This is a genomic window from Bacteroidota bacterium, assembly GCA_016711505.1.
Taxonomy (GTDB): Bacteria; Bacteroidota; Bacteroidia; order AKYH767-A; family 2013-40CM-41-45; genus JADKIH01.
This window is the reverse complement of the sequence record JADJSV010000004.1, coordinates 75,462-96,462: the sequence shown is the minus strand read 5'-3', so window position 1 is coordinate 96,462 and position 21,001 is coordinate 75,462. Positions and strand designations below refer to the sequence as shown.

The window sequence follows — 21,001 nt, the reverse complement described above, 5'->3', positions numbered from 1 at the left end:
TTCATTCTACTTCATTCCACTTCTTTCTACTTCTTTATACTTCATTCTACTTCATTTCACTTCTTTCTACTTCATTATACTTCATTTCACTTCTTTCTACTTCATTCCACTTCTTTCTACTTCATTCCACTTCATTTCACTTCTTTATACTTCATTCTACTTCATTTCACTTCATTACCAGAAGCATATTGCTTAAGATACGAAAACCTCTCCGTAAGCTTGCCATTTTTCAAAATACACGCTCTATCAATAATTAAATGGTCAGCATCACCGAACAGTGATGGAAGAACTCGTTCAATCAGATGTTTTCCAAAACCATCAGACGCATCTCTCGGAAGTTCACACGGCAGATTGTCGACGGCCATGACGGTTATCGCTTCTTTATCGAATGAACCAATGATCTCTTCTGTCAGCGGATTGTATCCATAGAATTTATCTTCTATCGTAGTTGATCTTGTTGTGGACGGAATACTTCCATCAATATCACAAGTCACATCTGCAATAACACTGATCCTGAAATCCGGATCACGCATTCTTTGCTTGGTGAATAATATATCTGCACGCGGATCCCAGAATGTTGCATGAATCAGCAAGTCTGTTATCGATGCATAACTATTCGGGTCACTGAAAGTACATCTGTAATTTTCCGGATTGTGATGAAAGTCGTAGCTACTAAAAGGTGATTTGTCTTTTGCTTCAAAGTAATCATGCGAATGCAATTGCACATACACCGGTTCACGGAATGTATAATTCAGAAATTCATATGGCGTTACTTTTCGCAAGTTCATTGCACCCATGGTTTCGCAGGCACCATTGGCAACACGACCGCCGCCGGTCACTACGACTTTTATATTTGGTAAATTGACTTTATCTAATTCTGCAAACAACTCTTTTTTATCGTGACAAAGATGCGCAGGTTTAAGATCAAACATTTTGTATTTTAATCCATACGCCATGATGCCATTGTATGCTCCTACAATACCGGCGAATCGACCGAAACCGATAATGCGGTTATCATTTTTATCGACCAGACATTCATAATCGATCATCGTGATTCCTTTCTCAATCATTGTTTGCAAAAGAGAACGGTTATGAGCTTGTTTCTTTATAGTATGTGAAAAGAATAAATACTTTTTGTTAGCGATCAATTCGTTTTTAGGGACTTCTTTAATTCCGATCAGGATATCGCAATCGGAAATATCTTCCACCATAGTGATGCCGGCATTTCTGTATTCTTCATCCGTAAATGATCTCCATTCACTTGGCTGGACCACTAATTCAACATCAGGATATTCCTTTGAAATCTGCGCACACTGCTCCGGGGTAAATGCAACTCGCTTATCGTGAGGCACTTTCCCTTCTCTTATTATTCCAACTTTTAGCTTCTTCATATATTTTTGACGGAGGCAAATGTAAACTTTCATTTCCGAATCCGAACGGAAAATTACCTTTGCAAGACAGACTTATTGGATTTTGAGCGAAATCCAATAAAGCATCTTCAGCACCACATGCTTAACTAACTAATTATGAAAAAACTAGTACTATTTTTTATGCTTGTTTCGGGCATCTCTCAGGCTCAGGAAAACCTCGTTGTCCAGGAAATGGATCGATCATTTTCAATGGGAAACAAAAATGCCTTTGTAATTGATATCCCGCAGGCGCAATTGAAAAAAGTGCAGTCGAACTGGAAGACATATCTGAAGCACCAAAGTAAAAGACCTGCAGCATCGAAAGACGGCGAGACCACTTTGCCTTTCGGAATAATTCCTGCTCTTGGCAATGACTCCATGACTGTATTTGGTGTCGTTAGTCCGGATGGAACAAAGATCAAATTGTCTGCATTCTTTATGCTGAAGGATTCTTCATTTTTAAGTACAGCAGTGGACAGTGAAAAATCTGCTGCAGTAAATAATTTTGTCCGTCAGTTTGGTATCAAGGAATATAAAAATGCAGTCAATGATGAATGGCTTGAAGAAAAAAATAAATTAGTTATCCTTGAAAAAAAAGTTTCTTCTTTAGAAGATGAGAATGAAGGTTTCCGGAAAAACATTCGCAACAATGAGCGTGCGATCTCGAGAAAGAAAGATGACATCGTTACAAATGAACAGGAACAAAGTTTAAAGTCCACTTCCATTCTTCAGCAGAAAACTTATCTGAATAACTATACAGGAACAGAAGAGCAGAAGAAAAAAGAAGAGAAGTTATTAAAACAATTTACCAAAGAAAAAGAGAAACTTCAGGATAGTAAAGAATCGATGTTAAAGAAGATCGACGATCTTGAGAGTGAAAACCGTGGTATCGATAAGCTGATCGAAAAAAATAACGAAGAAATTATCCCTGATGCAAAGAAACAGGTTTCGTTACAAAAAGGCATTGTCGAAGCTGTAATGACTAAAATGAATAACATCAAATGAGAATTGACATACTCACTATAGTTCCGGAGTTACTGACCAGTCCTTTTGCACATTCAATTCTGAAGCGTGCAATTGCAGCCGGATTGGTTGAAGTCAATGTCCATAATATCCGCGACTGGTCTGTGAACAAACATAAAACAGTTGATGATTATCCCTATGGTGGTGGAGCCGGAATGGTCATGATGATCGAACCGATCGTTGCATGCATTGAAGAATTGAAATCGCAGCGGGACTATGATGAGATAATATATATGAGTCCGGATGGAAAATTGTTTGATCAGCCGATGGCAAATCAGTTGTCGATGCAGAAAAATATAATGATCCTTTGCGGCCATTATAAAGGAGTAGATGAAAGAGTACGCCAACAGTTCATTACCCGGGAAATCTCTATCGGAAATTATGTTTTGTCAGGCGGGGAACTTGCAGCAGCAGTTGTTGCAGATAGCATCATCCGTTTATTGCCCGGAGTTCTGAATGACGAGACCTCTGCCCTTTCCGATTCTTTCCAGGACAATCTGCTTGCGCCGCCGGTCTATACCCGTCCGGCAGAGTTCCGGGGTATGAAAGTTCCTGACATTTTATTGTCAGGTCATGCTGCCGAAATCGACAAATGGCGTCATGATCAATCAGTTAAAAGGACCAAAGAAAGAAGGCCCGAATTATTGAAAAATGAATGAATTATTTGTTTGCAGTACTAAATATTTTCCTATATTTGCGGTCCGATTTCGGGCTGAACCGATTCGAAAACACTCATTATCATGGACTTAGTGAAATTTGCGGCTGAAAACATCAATGAAAAGCGCGAAACTCCAGACTTCAAAGCCGGTGATACAGTAACTGTACACTACAAAATTATAGAAGGTACCAAAGAACGTATCCAACAGTACCAGGGCGTTGTTTTACAACGTAAAGGTTCCGGACATACACAAACATTTACAGTACGTAAGATCTCCAACGGCGTTGGTGTTGAGCGTATCTTCCCTCTTTCATCTCCAAAGATCGACAAGATCGTAGTTGACAAACGTGGTATCGTTCGTCGTGCCCGTATCTTCTATCTACGTGGAATATCAGGTAAAAAAGCTCGTATCGAAGAGAAGAAATCTTAATTTCAACTTCGTAATAAATATTGAAAAGGTCCTGCTTCGGCGGGACTTTTTTGTTGACTAGGATTGAAGGATTAGAGGATTAGAGGAGTTATCAAGGATTAGTGGATTATGGATTTTGTTTCTTAGCTTTTATAAAGGATAGTTTTGATCTTAATATTGTCCGGTACCTAAGAGGACTAAAGTACACGCTTCCAGATTTTCGATACCCATTTCCTTTAGCAAAAGCTTCTAACTCCGGATTTTCAGCACCCGGATTGTAAATGATCCGTCTCGGCTTAAGCGACAAAATATAATCGTAATAATCCACCTGATTTTTCTGAGAAAGGTATAAAGTCACAGTATCAATATCTTCAAACGCCGGCCGCTCTTTAGAAAATTCGACCCCGTTTACGACCCCTTTCTTCGCTCCGATTGCCGCAACCTTTTGCCCATGATTCAGCAAACTCCTGATCGCCTTAAACGAATACCGCTCCGGATTTTCCGAAGCCCCCAACACCAATGTTCTGTCTTTTTCATACGAGTTCACTTTTCACTTTTCACTTTTCACTTTTCACTTTTCACTTTTCACTTTTCACTTTTCACTCTACACTTTCCACTTTCACTTTCCACCTTCACTTTCACTTCTTTCCACTTCATTTCACTTCATTCCACTTCATTCACCAACCCTTCAAAACGAAAAAACCTTTCCCAAAGCTAGTCTACATTATTTCCGTATAATTCAACTCCTTATGATAAGTTTCCTCCATTTTACTTAAAGCATAAAATGCAAGTCCGACGGCAAGAATTCCGACAATGAGACAACTTGTGATGAGATCGATCTCCAGCGATTTGCGGAAGAAGTTCAGGATAAACGTAAGCAAAACCAATGCCCCGCGAACGAAATTCGGAACGGTTGTCGTAACGGTTGAGCGGATGTTTGTACCGAATTGTTCGGAAGCGATCGTTACAAATACAGCCCAGTATCCGGATGCAATTCCCAAAAATGCACAGACCCAATAGAACAATTCCGGGGTAATGTCGGTGACATACAGATAAAGCGGGATTGAAATTACAGTGATGATCAGGTAAAGAAAAACGATACGTTTTCTGCTTTTGAAGACCTGGCTGAGATAGCCGCTCATGAAATCGCCGAAAGAAGTTCCGAGGTAAAAGAACATCACAGCATTTCCCGTGTCGACATTCTGAATGCCTTTCAGGGCGCAGATGTCTTTCGATAAAGCGATGAGCACACCGATCATAAACCAGATCGGAACACCGATAGCAATGCAATAAAAATATTTCAGTCCGCGGGCTTTTGTGCTGAAGAGCTTGAAGAAATTTCCTTTTGAAATAACAGTTTTCGACTCCAGCGATTTGTACATATGACTTTCATAAGCACCGAAACGCAAAGCCAGCAACATCAGTCCAAGCACACCTCCTATTATATAAGCCACTTGCCAGTTCTGCAAATGCTGATCGAACATCTGATTCAAAACACCGGAGAAAAGATCTCCATTGCGGGCAACAAGATTAGCAGCGACTGCTCCAAGTACCCCGAAAGAAACGACAACCATTGTTCCATAGCCGCGATGTTTCTGAGTCATCGTTTCGCTGACCAGCGTAATTCCGGCGCCCAGTTCACCTGCGAGTCCGACACCGGCAACAAAACGTAGCAATGCATATGTATTCAGGTCCGTTACGAAAGCATTAAAAAGGTTCGCCAGCGAGTACATGATGATCGATCCAAACAAAACAGACACGCGGCCTTTTCTATCGCCTAAAATTCCCCAAAGGATACCGCCGACCAGCATACCGATCATCTGGTAGTTCATGAGACTCAGTCCCGCATCAGTAAGCGCCTGACCAGTAAGTCCTAACGCTTCGAGCGAAGGATTCTTAATTACCTGAAAAAGTATGAGATCGTAGATATCAACGAAGTATCCGAGGGCCGCGACGATGACAATAATGTTGAACGGCGAGGTAATAGAATTTTTTTGTGACATAGTGGTCGACAAATTTAGTACTGATATTCAACCAACAAAGGGAAAAGCAGGAAAAAAAATAAAAAAATGAGAGAAAAGCGAACATTTTTCCATTGCACAAACAGAAATTATTTTAATTTTGACCCCGGAGAGTTGGCAGAGCGGTCGATTGCGGCAGTCTTGAAAACTGTTGAGGTGTTACAGCCTCCTGGGGTTCGAATCCCTAACTCTCCGCTTTTTGGAGTGTCAGTTTCAGTGCCGGTTCAGGAGTTTGAGGGGTATTGTAACTGACATTTTGGTTTTGGATAATTGTAAAAGTCTTTTTTTAGATATGGATAATATGCCACTGTTAATTCACTTAGATATTATTTATGTTCAATTACCTGCATTTATTGAACATAATTTTGAATTGATTTAACCTCTTGTAATGTGAAAACAACGTTATTTACTAAGATAAATAGAAGGTCAATTGTATATAAAACATTTCATTGATTATAAATCTATATTTGAAGTATAGTCACAATACATGAAAGCAAATTAATATATAATATGCTGATTAGACCTTCGAAGCTTAAAGGGAAAATACTTAGGGTAAAATGATAAAACTAAGTCTAGGAATTCTATAGTATTTAGTATATCTTATTGAAATGAACAACTAAATTTAAAAATCTAAAAATTTATAAGTGCGGATAGGAATAGACATATTAGAGTATGAATTAATCGAGAAATATCCACATGTTCTCGACACACTACTGATGGACCACACCACACAGCAAAACATCTTTTGGGCTACCGACAATTATATACACCTTGGAGAGAAATACAGTTTCAATTCTCAAATATTACCTGATTTAATTTCAGGTGACTATGGTAGTATTATTATGCCCAGGGGTACATAAAGACAAACTTTTGCAGCAAGCAAGATCCAAGGAAAATGGCAGAAGTTTTTACTCCTTCATGGATATGTAATGCTCAAAACAATTTAATTGATAATACTTGGTTTGGTGAGAGAATGTATTTAATAAAGAAATATTAGCTAAAGATGGTTCTAAAATTTGGGTAACAAACAACGAGAAAATAACCTATCCAAAAGGTAAGACTTGGAAAGATTATGTTATTGATACACGTTTTTAGAAATTTCTTGTGGAGAAGCACCATACATTACAAGCAGATATGATAGTACAACCGGTGAGTCTATACAAGTTAAAAATCGAATTGGAATTTTAGACAGAAAATTAAGAGTAATTAATGAAAATGTTGATTCAAGAGAAGATTGGTTAATAGAATCCCAAACTGCATTTAAAAACACTTATGCTTATGAATGGCAAGGTGATAGTTTGCTACTTGCACGTGAAGCCATGCTTATAACATTTATTGAAAATTACACTCACAAATTCGAGAAAGAACCGTTATTAAAATCAATTCAGAACATCGCAAATATAATTTCATGGAATGTATGGCAGATGGATGGATTGAAAGGAGTAGTCCCTAATAGTTGCACTGATGTAATTAAAGAGCGTCGTGATCTGTTTGGAAATACAATAAATGAAATAATTATGCAATGGATGTAAAATGCAAAACATTTTAACACACAATGGGAAATATTGCAAAATTATGGATTGGGGTGAAAAGGATAATGCAACTGGCTCTATGGGAAAAGCAAAAAATTTATTGACCTGCTTAATAAATAAAGAATAACTATGTCAGAAACAAATGAAATCAATGTAGATATTCTCGATGAATTAATAATCGGAAGAGTTGAGCCTCATATTTACGCATTTACAACAGAAACAATACCAAATTATCTTAAAGTTGGCGACACATATCGTCCTGTTGAAACAAGGTTAAATGAATGGAGAAAATTCTTTCCAAACCTTGAGAAGAAGTATGGTAATGTAGCAAAGGTTAATGATGAAACATTTTTCAGAGACTATGCAGTTCATTTTTTTTTAGAAACCGAATTAAAAAGAATCCGTTTAGAGCAAGGTGCTTTAAAAATATCCCTATTATTCAAATGAATTTTTTAAAAACGCAACAGAAAAAGACCTGCATGATGCGATAAACGATATTAAGGTTGAGCATAAGAAAAATGAATCTAAATATCAATATTATCGTTTTGATGAAAGTCATATTCCAATTACTCATACATACATCAGAAATGAAAATTACAACCCAAGACCTAACCAACAAGAAACAATAAAGAATTTTAAAAAAGCAGTAGAAAAAGGCAGAAAAAATCTTTTAATGTATGCTGTTATGCGATTTGGCAAATCATTTACTTCGATGTGCTGTGCGGTTGAAATTAATGCAAAACTTGTAATAGTTGTTTCAGCAAAAGCAGATGTAAAAGAAGAGTGGAAAAGAACAACGGAAAGCCATTTAAAATTTGATGGATATTGTTTTCTCGATAGTAATTCTCTTTTAGAAAGCGATACGATTATAGCTGATAAACAAAAAAGCAAATGAAAAAATTGTTTTGTTTCTTACTTTACAAGACCTTCAAGGTGATATTATAAAACAAAACATAAAAATATTTCAAAGTCAAGTTGACTTATTATTAATCGATGAAACACATTTTGGAGCAAGAGCTACAGAATATGGCAAAGTTTTAAGGGAGGAAAATTTAAGTGCAAAAGAAATTAAAAGTGAACTAAAACTAAATGACAATTCTTTAGATGATATAGAAAGCAATACAAAGGTTTTTAATGCTAAAATTCGCATTCACCTTTCTGGTACTCCTTATCGCATATTGATGAATAGCGAGTTTACAACCGATGATATCATTGCATTTTATCAATTTTCAAATATTGCAGAAGACCAAGAACAATGGGATTTAGAAAATTTAAACAAAGACGAAATTAAAGAATGGGATAACCCCTATTATGGTTTTCCTCAAATGATTCGATTTGCATTTAACCCGAATGAATCTTCCCGTAAGAAAATGGAAGAAATGAAAAAGAAAGGTGTTACCTACGCTTTTTCAGAACTATTCAAACCGCAATCAATAACCATAGACAAAGACAAAAAGTTACATAAGAAATTCAAATACGAGAAAGAAATTATTGATTTATTAAAAGTAATTGATGGTTCAGAAAAAGATGCTAATTTATTAAGCTTCTTAGATTATGACAAAATTAAAGAGGGCAAAATGTGCCGCCATATTGTTTGTGTGTTGCCCTATCGAGCATCTTGTGATGCTTTAGAAGCATTAATTAAAAAACAAAAGTTTAAACATCTTAGTAATTATGTAATCATTAATATCTCTGGTGTTGAGTACGAGAAGTACTTTAAAGACACACAATCTGTAAAATCCAAAATAAAAAAATGTGAAACTGAAAATAAAAAAACGATAACATTAACAGTAAACAGGATGCTTACAGGTAGTACAGTCCATGAATGGGACACTATGCTTTACCTCAAAGACACAGCATCTCCGCAAGAATACGACCAAGCTATTTTTCGTTTACAAAATCAATATATCAAAGTTTTCAAAGAGCCAAACGGTGATGTGGTTAAGTTCAATATGAAACCACAAACTTTATTGGTTGACTTTAACCCAAATAGAATGTTCCAAATGCAGGAACACAAATCTCAAATTTACAATGTAAATACAGAATCAAACGGGAATAGCAAATTAGAAGAGAGAATACGAAGAGAACTAGAAATATCTCCTATTGTTGTTATGAATAACAATAAAATTGTTCAAGTACAACCAGCTGACATTCTTGATGCAATAAGAGAATATTCAAGTAGCAGAAGCGTGTTTGATGAAGCTACTTCTATATCAATTGATTTAAAATTACTAGAGATTGAAGCAATAAAAGTAGAAATTGAAAAACAAAGAGAAATAGGTTCACGCCAAGGTTTAGAAATTAAACCATCAGAGGGAGATGGGGATGAAATTGAAGGAACTGAACCAGATGACGATCAACGGAGAAAAACACTAAGGAACCAAAAGCCCTAAGACGGATGAAGCAGAAACTGATTACAAAGGCAAATTTGCCATGTATTATTCTAGAATTTTATTCTTCGCGTTTTTGACAGATTCGAGAGTTAAGTCACTACAAGACATTATAAGTCAAATTAAGGGCAATGGAAATAATTTGCGAATTATTTCGAATTTAGACCTTGATAATGTTATTCTCGAGTTATTTCAAAAACATCTTAACCCATTTATATTAAGTGAACTTGATTATAAAATTCAAAACATCAATTCATTAGCAAACGATACAACAATTGCTCCAATTGAAAGAGCAAGCAATGCCTTGAAAAATTTGGTCGTTTATCTGAATCTGAAGTTGTAACGCCAGAAATAGTAACCGACAAAAATGATTAACTCTTTACCAGTTAATACAATTAATAAATCAACAATGCTTTTGGATATTGCATCTAAACAAGGTGAATTTGTTTATGCAGTTTATAAAAGATTTGGAAAGGAAGTAGCAAGTAATTTTTATTCTATTCCGACATCTAAAATTGCTTATGAATTCACAAGAAAGGTATACTCGCTACTTGAATTAGATATTAATCTTATTGAAGAAAACTACAGATCCTTATGATTTGATTAAAGAAAAGAAATTGATTAAAGACGACAACATAAAAATAAATAAAAAAAAAATGAAGTTCAATGTAATAGTCGGAAATCCACCATATCAACAAAAAGAAGGTGGTGCAAATAGCAATACAGCCTTACCTATCTACAATCATTTTGTGGAAGTGGCTAGAAAACATAATCCTGATTACATATCTTTAATTATGCCTACTAGATGGTATGCAGGAGGAAGAGGATTAGATGATTTTAGAGATGAGATGTTGAATGATAGTCATATTTCAGAATTACACGATTTCCTTAAACCTGAATTGATTTTTCAAAACATAAATCTTAGAGGTGGGATTTGTTATTTCTTGTGGGAAAAGGATTATGATAATAGAATTGATTTAACAAAAGTTCATACATATAAAGATGATTTAACTCCAAGTATTAAACAACGAAGCTTAAAAACGCCCAATTCAGATATTCTAATCCGACATAGTCATTGGAGTTTCATGATATCGAAAAGTTATAAGAGTCACAATTTGAAACATCTAACGAAATATGTGTCTGCTAGAAAAGCTTTTGGCTTTAGAACATAATTTATACGAGACAAAAGGTTTAGGAGTAATTCTAAGGCCTCAAAGAACCAATTGAAAAATCCTAAGCTATGTGGCATGAGCTAATGAAAGGGTATGTTAATGAATCAGAAGTCGTTTCGCATAAAGATTGATTGATGTTTGGAAAGTTTAAAGCCGCTTGAATCAAATAATATTGGTACTGAGTTAAATGACGACAACCAAAACTCTATTGTTGGTGAACCTAACACAATTTGCACAGAAACATATTTAGTTGTAGGAGCTGAATTAGGCTTAAATAAAATATCTAGCAAAAACCTATCAAACTATCTCAGAACAAGATTTGCAAGATTCATGCATAGTTTTGGCAAAAATGAGTCAACACTGTACATCCACAACCTATCAATTTGTTCCTCTTCAAAACTTCACTCTCAAAATCAGATATTGATTGGAGTAAATCAATTGAAGAAATTGACAAGCAAACTTATAAAAGTATCGCTTTGACCAAGGAAGAAATTAGTTTTATTGAAAGCATGATTAAACCAATGGCTTAAAAAAAGTAGAAGTAAATGCAAAAATTCAAGGATGAAAGCAAACGAATTACAAATAAATAATTTTTTACAAGCCCCCAATGTGCAGTTTGTAATTCCTGTTTATCAGCGAAACTATGATTGGACAAATACCGAATGTAAAGAACTTCTCAATGATATTATTTCAGTTGAAACAGAAAACAGAGGAACACATTTTATCGGAAGTATTGTATTTGTTCATGAAGGAACTTACAGCACCAGTGAGGTAAAAGAATTGGTAATTATAGATGGACAACAGCGTTTAACAACTATCAATATTTTATATGTGGCTTTTTATCGCTTTGCCAAAGAAAACGGCAATTCACAGGATGCAGAACGACTATATAATATGTTTTTAACCAATCAATATGTTAAGAATGAATCGAGCAAACTAAAGCTAAAACAAACGGACACTAATTCATTAGCTTTTAAAGCCATTATGCTTGGCACAGATAGTGAATCAAGTGCCTTTTCAAATGTTACAGAGAACTACAACTATTTTAGAAGTGTAATAACAGATGAAACTTTTGAATTAATTTTAAGAGGCTTAAATCGTTTGATTTTTGTAGAAATTTCCTTAGAAAGAGATAAAGACGACCCACAACGTATTTTTGAAAGTTTAAATTCAACAGGTTTAGATTTATCGCAATCAGATTTAATAAGGAATTTTATTCTAATGGACTTGCCTCCAAAAGACCAATACAGAATTTTTGAAACTATTTGGAATCCAATTGAAGAAAATGCAAAAGATTTAGTGAAGCAAAGTTCTTTAGTGTCAGATTACATAAGGGATTACTTAACACTTCGTAACAAAAAAATACCCAATAAAAATAAAGTTTACGCAGAGTTTAAAAGTCTTTACGCTAACAAAAAAGATGAAGCCTATCATCAGGAATTGGAAAATATAAAATCGTTATCCATTCATTATAAAAAGTTTGTTAATCCTACAACCGTTTCAGATGCTAACATTAAAAAAGGAATTGGAATACATTAATAGATTAGAGATTAACGTCGTCTATCCTTTTTTGCTTCAAGTATTTGAAGATACCGAAAATGGCTTGCTTGCAAAAGATGAATTGATTAAAGTTTTAAAATTGATTCAAAGCTATGCTTGGCGTAGGTTTATTGTAGGCTTGCCAACCAGTTCATTGAATAAGATTTTTATGTCACTGTATTCGGAAGTAGATACAGAAGAATATTATGATTCTATTGCAAAAGCTTTACTTAAAAAGAAGGGCAGTGCGAAATTTCCAAGCAATGAAGATTTAAAAACTGCTTTGAAGGATAAAGATTTGTATAATACTCAATCAAAAAACAGAAACTATCTGTTTGAAATGTTGGAAAATTACAACAACCGAGAATATGTGAACACCAATAACGAGCAAATTACCATAGAGCACATTTTCCCAAAAAATCCGAATGAAAACTGGAGCACAGATTTGACACCCGAAGAGTATTTTGTTTTTAAAGAAAAGTATTTAAACACTATTGGAAATCTAACTCTTTCGGGCAACAACGGAGCATTAGGCAACAAATCATTTTTAGCAAAAAGGAAATGAATGTTGACGGAAATGAACAAGGCTACCAATCTAGTAGATTGTGGTTAAATTCATTTTTTGAAATCAATTGACACTTGGAATGTTTCAAAATATGAAGAAAGACTGAATATCATTTATGAACGCTTTTTGAAAATATGGGAATTCCCTGATGTGGAAATCACAGAAGCTGACGAATCGGAAGAACAAAATATTTATGATGCTGAAAGCCCAACACATAAAAAGCTTGAATACTTCATTTTTGAAAACACAAAAGTTGAGGAAGACACGATTGCACAAATGTATTTCTATGTAATTAAGAAATCTTTACGAAAAGAATTCTCAATTATTATTAAGTAATCAGGATGTTTTCAAAATAACAAGAAACGCATCAGACTTCAGAGCAGCACAGGAAGTTGTTAATGGCTGGTATATTGAATCAAACATAGACAGTAATTCGAAATTCTATGTTTTGAAAGATTGCTTTCATTGTTTGAAATGGAAGATGAACTATTGATAAAATATTCATCAAATGGAGAAAATGAATCAGAACCCAATCGTTTTGGAATAAGAAAAAATATTGGCAACAATTATTACCACTTTTAAATCACACAAATCTGTTTCAAATGTAAGCCCTACAAAAGACCATTGGTTAGGCACAGGTGCAGGAATTGGTGGAGTTTCATATACTCTTATTATAACAAAGTCACATATTAGAATTGAATTAGCAATTTCTACTTGAGCAAGGAGAAAAACAAATTGTATTTCAAAAACTTCTTAAAAATAAAGAAGCCATTGAACAATCTTTTGGCAGTCATTAGTTTGGGAAGAATTGCCTGACAACAAAATGAGTAGAATAAAATTTGAATTGCAAGATGTAAACTTATTTAATGAAACAGATTGGGAAAAATGAATGAGTTTATAGTTCTTAATCTGCCTAAATTTGAAAATGCAATCCAGCCTTTTATTAAAAACTTAAAGTAAAATAAAACTTTGAAGTAGATACATAATCAAAAAATATAAGTAGCACTAGACAATCTGGAATTAAAAATTATACAAGTGGAATATTTGAATTTGATCTGACTTAAACGATTTAGGTAAGGGAATTTGTCTTACCTTAAAATACCATTGAGTATTATTCATACAGACAAATTGATCATAAGTGAACCGGATAACAATCACAACAATATTCATTTGCCTTAGCACTTTATCATTTGGTCAAAAGTTCATGATCAAAGATAATGACACTCTACCCTATCACGGGGAAACGATGGAGTTCCGTGAAAATGGGGATACGTTTTATTCTGCTCCTTGCAGGACTTTTGAAATGATTAGAGGAAAAATAATTAATCAGACAGATGAACAATGCTTACGTCAAGGTGCATGGACGATCACGGATAGTTCAGGAAACTACCGGACAGGAAATTATAAGGATAATAAAGAAGCCTGCATCTGGAAGCAGTTTGACAAAAACGGAAAAATTCTGAGACTGACAGAAAATGTCTCTTTTGGGCATGATACCTATCGGGTTAAAGAAATCGATTACACGAGCGGACAACCTTTAACAATTACTAATAAGCCTTTTCTGTCTTTTTATATTAAAAATCTCGTAGCTATAATGGTCATTCTCTTTACAGCATTTTTTTCAAGAATATTCATTAATAATACAATTTACAATCGCGAGAATGGAACCAGTCATTCCCCATTTTATATCGGACTTCCATTCACGAAAAAATATTGGGAAAAAAGCCAGGCACAATCTAAAATGTGTATTTACATTTTGGTTTTCATATACAAACCTGAAACAGAAAACTCGTCTTTATAAGTAATACCTTGTCTGCAATTGCTCTGCTAATATTCTTTGGCAGTTTGATCGGCTTAGCTGTAGCCGTGGAAATATAAGGTCTTCAAAAGAATTTAAAAACAGAACTTATTTTAAAACAATTGTCGAAAGAGCAGATCAATAAATTGAGGGAACTTGAGAATTGGTGACATAAATTATCGGATCAATAACTGACCTATAAAAAAATTAAAATAACTCATGAAAACAAAAACAATCAAACAAACCGCCACCTTCAACGCCACAGCACAAGAGATTTATGAAGCTCTGTTAGACTCTAAAAAACACGCCGCATTCACAGGCGCCAATGCAAAAATCAATAAAAAAGTCAACGGAAAATTCAGTGTGTATGATGGCTATTGTCATGGCTACAATATCGAATTAGTAAAAAATGAAAAAAATTGTTCAGGCATGGCATTTTGCTGAGGATGGATGGCCTGATGATCATTTTTCTATTTGCACTTTTCTGTTAGAACAAACCGGCAACAAAACAAAATTGATATTTATGCAGACGGGTGTTCCTGAACATAAAGTTACTGCCTTGACAAGCGGGTGGAAAGATTATTACTGGAAGCCTCTTAAAGAATATTTAAATCCGACATTTTAAGCTGAATTATTTCCCGCAGATGGGCGCGGAGTTTCGCAGAAAATTCGCAGAAAGTTAAAGCCTATATTATGCTTCTTACGAACTAAGATACTTTGCATATTTGTGATATATATTCAATGAACATAATGTGAAATGAAGTGGAATGAAGTGGAATGAAGTGGAATGAAGTGGAAAGAAAAAAGCAAAAAAATGGCTACTACCATACAACCTTTTGTAATTTGAAGAAGGTACTACTCTCCTATTGCTAAAGTCTGGTTGGCGATACCCTGTCGAACCAGTATCGAGTAGCGTTCAGATTGGCGCTTGCTCGGTTAAAAAGAATCAAATCAGCGTTAAATAATTGCAATATTAATTTTTGTATATTTGAAGAAAATTAAGTCAATGGACATTCAAGCAGAAAAGTTGAAATTAATAGAATGGCTGCTTTCATTAAAGGACCATTCAATTATTGAAAAACTGAACTTTTTTAAAGAAAACGTTTCTGAGAAAAACGATTGGTGGGAAACTCTTTCTGATTTCGAAAAGCAATCTATTGACCAAGGCATTAAAGATATCGAAGAAGGAAAAACTTTGCCACATTCAGAAGTAATGAAAAAGTATGGCAGATCTGCTTAAAATATTTTGGTCAGAAAGAGCAGTTCGAGATTTAGAAAACATAATTCATTATCTTGAAAAAATTGGTCGGAAAAAGAAATTAAAACTTTTCTGGATAAATTAAACAAGGCTATTTCCTTGATTTCAGTTCGACCTAAACTTTTTAGATTGACCAATTACAGAAAAAACTTGCGCAAATGTGTATTGACAAAGCAAACTACCATTTATTACCAAGAAATTAATTCACAAATTTTCATTGTTTCGCTATTTGATAATAGACAGAATCCATCTAAGATTACTTGAGACGCTTTTCAAAACAACAAGAACATGAACACACAACCATTCGTAATCGAAAGAACCTACAACTCCCCTATCTCCAAAGTCTGGACAGCAATAACTGACAAAGATGAAATGAAAAAATGGTACTTCGATCTGCCGGAATTCAAACCGGTTGTCGGAACGGAATTTCAATTCACCGGCGGACCGGATGATGGGAAGAAATATTTACATCTGTGCAAGGTTGTGGAAGTGGTTGAAGGAAAAAAGATCGCTTATACGTGGAAGTACGATGGATATGCGGGCGAATCGAAAGTGACGTTTGAACTTTTTGAAGAAGGGAGATCGAACGAGGTTGAAACTGACGCATGAAGGGTTGGAAACTTTTCCGGCGGATAATAAGGATCTGGCGAAGGAGAATTTTGTTGCGGGGTGGACGGAGATAATTGGGACTTCGTTGAAGAACTTTCTTGGTGATTAGTAAATTCTTGGTTTCAGTATGGATATTGTACGGCTCCGATTTTTTTAAACACGGAGGGCATGGAGAAAAAAAGGGAGAAAAAGGAGAAATAAGAACTACTCTTTTTTTCTCCCTTTTTTTCTCCGTGTTCTCTGTGTTTTATTTTTTGAGTCCGTGACCTTACAATAAGAACACGGATAAAAAAAGTTAACACAAGGGCACTAAGATCACAAAAGTGCACGGATGCCATTCCGTGATCTTTTGTGATCTTAGTGTTCTTGTGTTTAATTGCTTATTACAAACCATCTCCATAAAAAAAAGCGGGTAAGAAAAGAACTCCTCTCCTACCCGCTTTTTATATATTAAGCAAATCGCAATTTATTCTCCAACAACTATCCGCTTGACGATGCGGGTTTCGTTGATAGTCATTTCAACAAAATAGATTCCTTTACTGATATGCATTGCATCTACAGGAATAACGATCTCGTAGTTTCCTGCTACCTGTGCCGGAGTAAGATCTTCTTTGATCAACTTACCTGTTACATCAAGGATGCGGATCTCTACATCTGATTTATCGGTCAGCGTGTAATTGATGTTCAGTTCACTGATAACAGGATTCGGGAACAATTCAAGTTTGAAAGTTTCTTCAACCTTAGCAGGCTTAGCAACTCTGAAACCATTGACCCAACATCCGTGAATCGGAGATACATTTGCTGCATTTCCTGAATGTGCTAATCCATACATGTCTTCAATTGTTCTCAATACATTATGATGCGTGATACCTGTTGAGACCTGACCTTGAGTTACCATTTGTCCTGCGAAAATAGTCGGGATCCTGTTTCCACTTGCACTGTTATCTTCGTCGAATGTGAAGATCAATAAACTGTTATGTGTTTTCGCCCACTGTACATAAGGATATATTTTTGAATAGAACCAGTTGTCACCAACAGTGATAGCAGAATTTCCACTACCATCATGCATACTGTGATTCATATCAGGACAAACAAACGATACTGTAGGAAGAGTTGAATAATCTGTAGGGAAAGAAGTGAACGGAAGATTCAAAGATGCAGGAACCTGATTTGTTCCTGTACCCACCCAGTTTGCAACCGGGTTATGTTTTCTCTGATACGTTCCGCTTACATCACCATCATAACCGGTACTTGGCATTCCATCTGCATACGACTTGAATGTAAGTCCTGCCTGCAGAACTGCAGCAGCTAAATTCATTGTATTGAATTTCGATGAAGGCTTCACATTATTAGTTACACCCTGATTACTTCCTGAGAATAAATGCAACCAGTTTGGCTGACTTGGATGAGTTATACCATATGATTCAGTAAACACAGTTGTATTTGCTTCCTGAGCAAAGGCATTGATATGCGGTGCTGCAGAGTTTCCTATGATCTGAGAGTATGAATGATTTTCAAAAACAACAATTACAACGTGATCAGGGACAGGTAATGCTGAGGTCCCGCCGTTTGATAAAGTTGAGAATACTGAAGAGGCACTCCATGTACTTGCACCGGCTGCACATACAGACTGTACCTGGAATTCATATGCTGATCCCGGTGATAAAGAAGTAATTCCTTCAGTTAAATTTGAAGATGTTGCATTGATCCAGGTAGAAGAATTTGTTTGCTTGTATCTGATATTATAAGATGTAGCTGAACTAACAGCATCCCATTCAAGTGAAGCAGCTGAAGTTGTAATTCCTGAAACAGTCAGTCCTTCCGGAATTCCGCAAGCACTTGTTCCTGTTGTTGTCATGAATATAGCAGAACCGGAATAAGACCCGGTACCTGCAGAGCAGATAGTCTGAACTTGAAATTCATATTCAGAGCCTGAACTTAAACCTGTTAATGTTTCTGAAGAATTTGAGGATGGTTCAACTATCCATGAAGAAGAGTTCGTTTTTTTATACCGTACATTGTATGACGTAGCTCCACTTGCACTTGCCCAATCAATAGAAGCTGTATTTGCACCAGCACTTACAACTATAAGGCCCGATGGAATTGCACATGCGCTGCTGGATGATGTTGTAGTAAAGATTCCTGAAGCAGAAAAGGCACCGGTTCCTCCTGAACAAATTGTTTGCACCTGAAACTCATACCACGTTGAAGCAGATAAACCTGTCAGACTTTTTGAATTAGTTGTAGCATTAACTGTCGTCCATGCAGAACCGGAATAACGGATTCTGTATTGAACATTATATCCTGAATTTCCACTGATATTCTTCCAACCTACAGTGCAAGAACTTGCAGTTTTATTAGTTGAAGTAAACTGATTTACATCCGGCACTGCACAAGTAGCTCCTGAAGTTGTAAATGTTGCAGTTGCTGAATAGGCGCTATTTCCGCCTGAACAAATTGTTTGTACCTGATATTGATAAGCGGTAGCTGATGACAATCCTGTAAGCGCTTTCGAATTTGAAAGTGTAGTTACGATCGTCCATGTGCTTGAACCATTAATTCTGTATTGAACATTGTAACCATTAGAACCACTTACAGCAGTCCACTGAATTGTTGCACCGCTCGTAGTTATAGAAGATACATTGAATGTTGATGTTGAAGGAACTCCACAAGAGAATGTAGAAGTAGTAAATACACCACTTGCAGAAAAGGCACTGGTTCCACCGGAGCAAATTGTTTGCACCTGGAATTCATATTTTGTATTTGCTGATAAACCTGTCAGATTCAGAGTAGCAGATGTAGCAGCAAGATTGATCCATGCATTCGTTGTATTATAGACTTTATATCGCACATTATAACCGGCAGCTCCTGAAATCGGAGTCCAGTAAATAGTTGCTGAAGAACTTGTCTTATTAATAGTACCGAAATAATAAACATCAGGAGTATTGCAATTTACACCTGCTGTAGTAAAAGTAACTGAACTTGCATATGAACTCGACGACCCGCTGCAGACGGTTCTTACTTGAAATTCATACACTGAATTCTGAGTAAGTGAAGAGATATCTTTTGAATTGGTAGTAGAAGAAGTAGTTGTCCATGAATTGGTACCTGATTTTCTATACCGGACAGTATAACTATTTGCACCTGAAACAACACCCCAGTTTAATCGGGCACTTGTTGCAGTAATGGTAGTTACTGATAACATTGTTGGTGTACTGCAAGCAGCCGCAAGAGTAACGAAAGAGGAATGATTTGAATATGAACTCGCTGCACCATAACCCACTGCCTGAATTCTATAATCATATGATGATGCCGGATCTAATCCTGAAACAGATGCCGATGTTGAAGAAACAGTTTCAGTTGTCCATGAATTAGAACCTGTACGGGCATATTGAATTGAATAATTAACAGCACCTTGAACAGGGCTCCAGTTGATTGTTGCATTTGTTGATCCAATCAATGATGTTGAAATTCCTGTAGGAGCAGCACAAGTTGCATTAGCTGCACTCGTGAAAGAAACCTTCGCACTCCATGCACTTTGATCTGATGAATTACACTTCGTCTGTACCTGATATTGATAAGAAGCTGACGGTGTCAATCCTGAAATAACTTTCGAATTAGTAATGGAAGAATCATTTGTCCATGAGTTTGAACCTACAACTCTGTATTTAAATTTATAGTAACTAACACCCTGTTGCGGGCTCCAGTTTAACTGAACACTTGTTGCACTCATTGAAACTGCGGTAAGATTTTCAGGAGTTCTGCAAGAACCGTTAGTATGAAAAAATTCAGATGTTGAATAAGCAGCCAGACCACCATTTGAATTAGCGCTGACCTGATATTCATACTCAGCATCACTATTCAGATTTTCAATAAATGTTGAAGTTAAAATTGTAGTAGTTGTTAACCAGTCTGTACTTCCAACCTGCCTGTAACGAATAGTGTATTCTGTAGCATTTGGAATAGCGTTCCAGTTAAGGGTAGCAGAATTAGATGATATGGAATTTTCGGTCAGGTAAGCAGAGCTTCTCCCGGCTTGTGCAAAATTTAAAGTAATATTCAAAAACAAAAATACTTGGATCATCAAGATCAAGCGCAGAGTAAGATTTTTTTTCATTGTCTTTTTATTTTATTGGTTGCCGGTTGAAATCTTAGTAGCAAACTAATTTTATTAGATGATAAACGCAGTTCTATTTCATCTAATATTTTTCAACCCGAATTAATTACTTGTGCAAATACGCAAACAATTCAGGAGTAAAAATGGATTTATCAAACCCTTCATTTTAGGCACTAAATTGAGAACTGCTATTTATAAAAACCAAAATTCTGTGCCACCTTCTGAATACCAATACTTAAGCCCCGAATTCAAGCTAAAAAACGCTGCAATCAATCTGTGTTTTTCCGTATTTCGACCTGCAAAAATTCACCTTTTCCCCAAAATCCTAAGCGGATTTCCAACAGAAAAAAATTAAATCAGAAGCCGAGAAACCCTGTAAACAGAGGACTTCTGGAGCATCTGATAATTTTTCCATGAACAAAATAAGAAAATTTTCGAATCGCAAAATTTAAAATAAAAAAATATATACAGTATTTAAAAACAAGTTTGAAATCGTTTCAA

The 21,001-nt window shown here is 35.6% G+C and carries 10 protein-coding genes, 1 tRNA gene and 5 pseudogenes; 12 read left to right on the top strand and 4 right to left on the bottom strand.

The window, feature by feature from the left end; all coding sequences use genetic code 11:
- Positions 1-161 precede the first annotated feature (161 nt).
- Positions 162-1,391, bottom strand: a complete 1,230-nt coding sequence (locus tag IPL24_08480; protein ID MBK8363709.1) for an alanine dehydrogenase — start codon at positions 1,389-1,391, stop codon at positions 162-164.
- Positions 1,392-1,526: 135 nt separating this feature from the next.
- Here IPL24_08480 and IPL24_08475 point away from each other — a divergent pair, with 135 nt between their 5' ends.
- The 3 genes from IPL24_08475 (at position 1,527) to rplS (ending at position 3,520) form a co-directional block, all read left to right on the top strand.
- A complete protein-coding gene (locus tag IPL24_08475; GenBank protein MBK8363708.1) occupies positions 1,527-2,414 on the top strand; it encodes a hypothetical protein in 888 nt (295 codons plus the stop codon).
- Positions 2,411-3,091, top strand: coding sequence for a tRNA (guanosine(37)-N1)-methyltransferase TrmD (gene trmD, locus IPL24_08470; GenBank protein ID MBK8363707.1), 681 nt, complete (start codon positions 2,411-2,413; stop codon positions 3,089-3,091). The genes IPL24_08475 and trmD overlap by 4 nt, the downstream gene beginning before the upstream one ends.
- An 81-nt stretch (positions 3,092-3,172) precedes the next feature.
- Positions 3,173-3,520 carry a 50S ribosomal protein L19 gene (rplS, locus tag IPL24_08465; GenBank protein ID MBK8363706.1) on the top strand — a complete coding sequence of 116 codons (348 nt, stop codon included), beginning with the start codon at positions 3,173-3,175 and terminating at the stop codon, positions 3,518-3,520.
- 150 nt (positions 3,521-3,670) lie between these two features.
- Here rplS and IPL24_08460 read toward each other — a convergent pair.
- Positions 3,671-4,046: pseudogene (locus IPL24_08460) on the bottom strand (CoA-binding protein).
- A gap of 172 nt (positions 4,047-4,218) precedes the next feature.
- Complete coding sequence (locus IPL24_08455) at positions 4,219-5,502, bottom strand: MFS transporter (GenBank protein MBK8363705.1); 1,284 nt, start codon at positions 5,500-5,502, stop codon at positions 4,219-4,221.
- 126 nt (positions 5,503-5,628) lie between these two features.
- Between IPL24_08455 and IPL24_08450 the strand changes: the two genes are divergently transcribed.
- The 9 genes and pseudogenes from IPL24_08450 to IPL24_08410 all read left to right on the top strand — a co-directional run bounded on the left by IPL24_08450 (position 5,629) and on the right by IPL24_08410 (position 16,492).
- Positions 5,629-5,715 (top strand) — tRNA-Ser (locus IPL24_08450).
- A gap of 449 nt (positions 5,716-6,164) precedes the next feature.
- Positions 6,165-7,179 (top strand): annotated as a pseudogene (locus tag IPL24_08445) (restriction endonuclease subunit M).
- A gap of 2 nt (positions 7,180-7,181) precedes the next feature.
- Positions 7,182-11,144, top strand: a pseudogene (locus IPL24_08440) (Eco57I restriction-modification methylase domain-containing protein).
- A 31-nt stretch (positions 11,145-11,175) separates the two neighbouring features.
- A pseudogene (locus tag IPL24_08435) lies at positions 11,176-13,678 on the top strand (DUF4268 domain-containing protein).
- A gap of 244 nt (positions 13,679-13,922) precedes the next feature.
- Positions 13,923-14,519, top strand: a complete 597-nt coding sequence (locus tag IPL24_08430; protein MBK8363704.1) for a hypothetical protein — start codon at positions 13,923-13,925, stop codon at positions 14,517-14,519.
- A gap of 216 nt (positions 14,520-14,735) precedes the next feature.
- Positions 14,736-14,960, top strand: coding sequence for a hypothetical protein (locus tag IPL24_08425; GenBank protein ID MBK8363703.1), 225 nt, complete (start codon positions 14,736-14,738; stop codon positions 14,958-14,960).
- Positions 14,926-15,141: an SRPBCC domain-containing protein gene (locus IPL24_08420; protein ID MBK8363702.1), complete on the top strand. Its 216-nt coding sequence runs from the start codon at positions 14,926-14,928 to the stop codon at positions 15,139-15,141. The genes IPL24_08425 and IPL24_08420 overlap by 35 nt, the downstream gene beginning before the upstream one ends.
- A 381-nt stretch (positions 15,142-15,522) precedes the next feature.
- Complete coding sequence (locus tag IPL24_08415) at positions 15,523-15,756, top strand: hypothetical protein (protein MBK8363701.1); 234 nt, start codon at positions 15,523-15,525, stop codon at positions 15,754-15,756.
- A 306-nt stretch (positions 15,757-16,062) separates the two neighbouring features.
- Positions 16,063-16,492: pseudogene (locus IPL24_08410) on the top strand (SRPBCC domain-containing protein).
- A 357-nt stretch (positions 16,493-16,849) separates the two neighbouring features.
- Here IPL24_08410 and IPL24_08405 read toward each other — a convergent pair.
- A complete protein-coding gene (locus IPL24_08405) occupies positions 16,850-20,500 on the bottom strand; it encodes a fibronectin type III domain-containing protein (GenBank protein ID MBK8363700.1) in 3,651 nt (1,216 codons plus the stop codon).
- Positions 20,501-21,001: the final 501 nt, after the last annotated feature.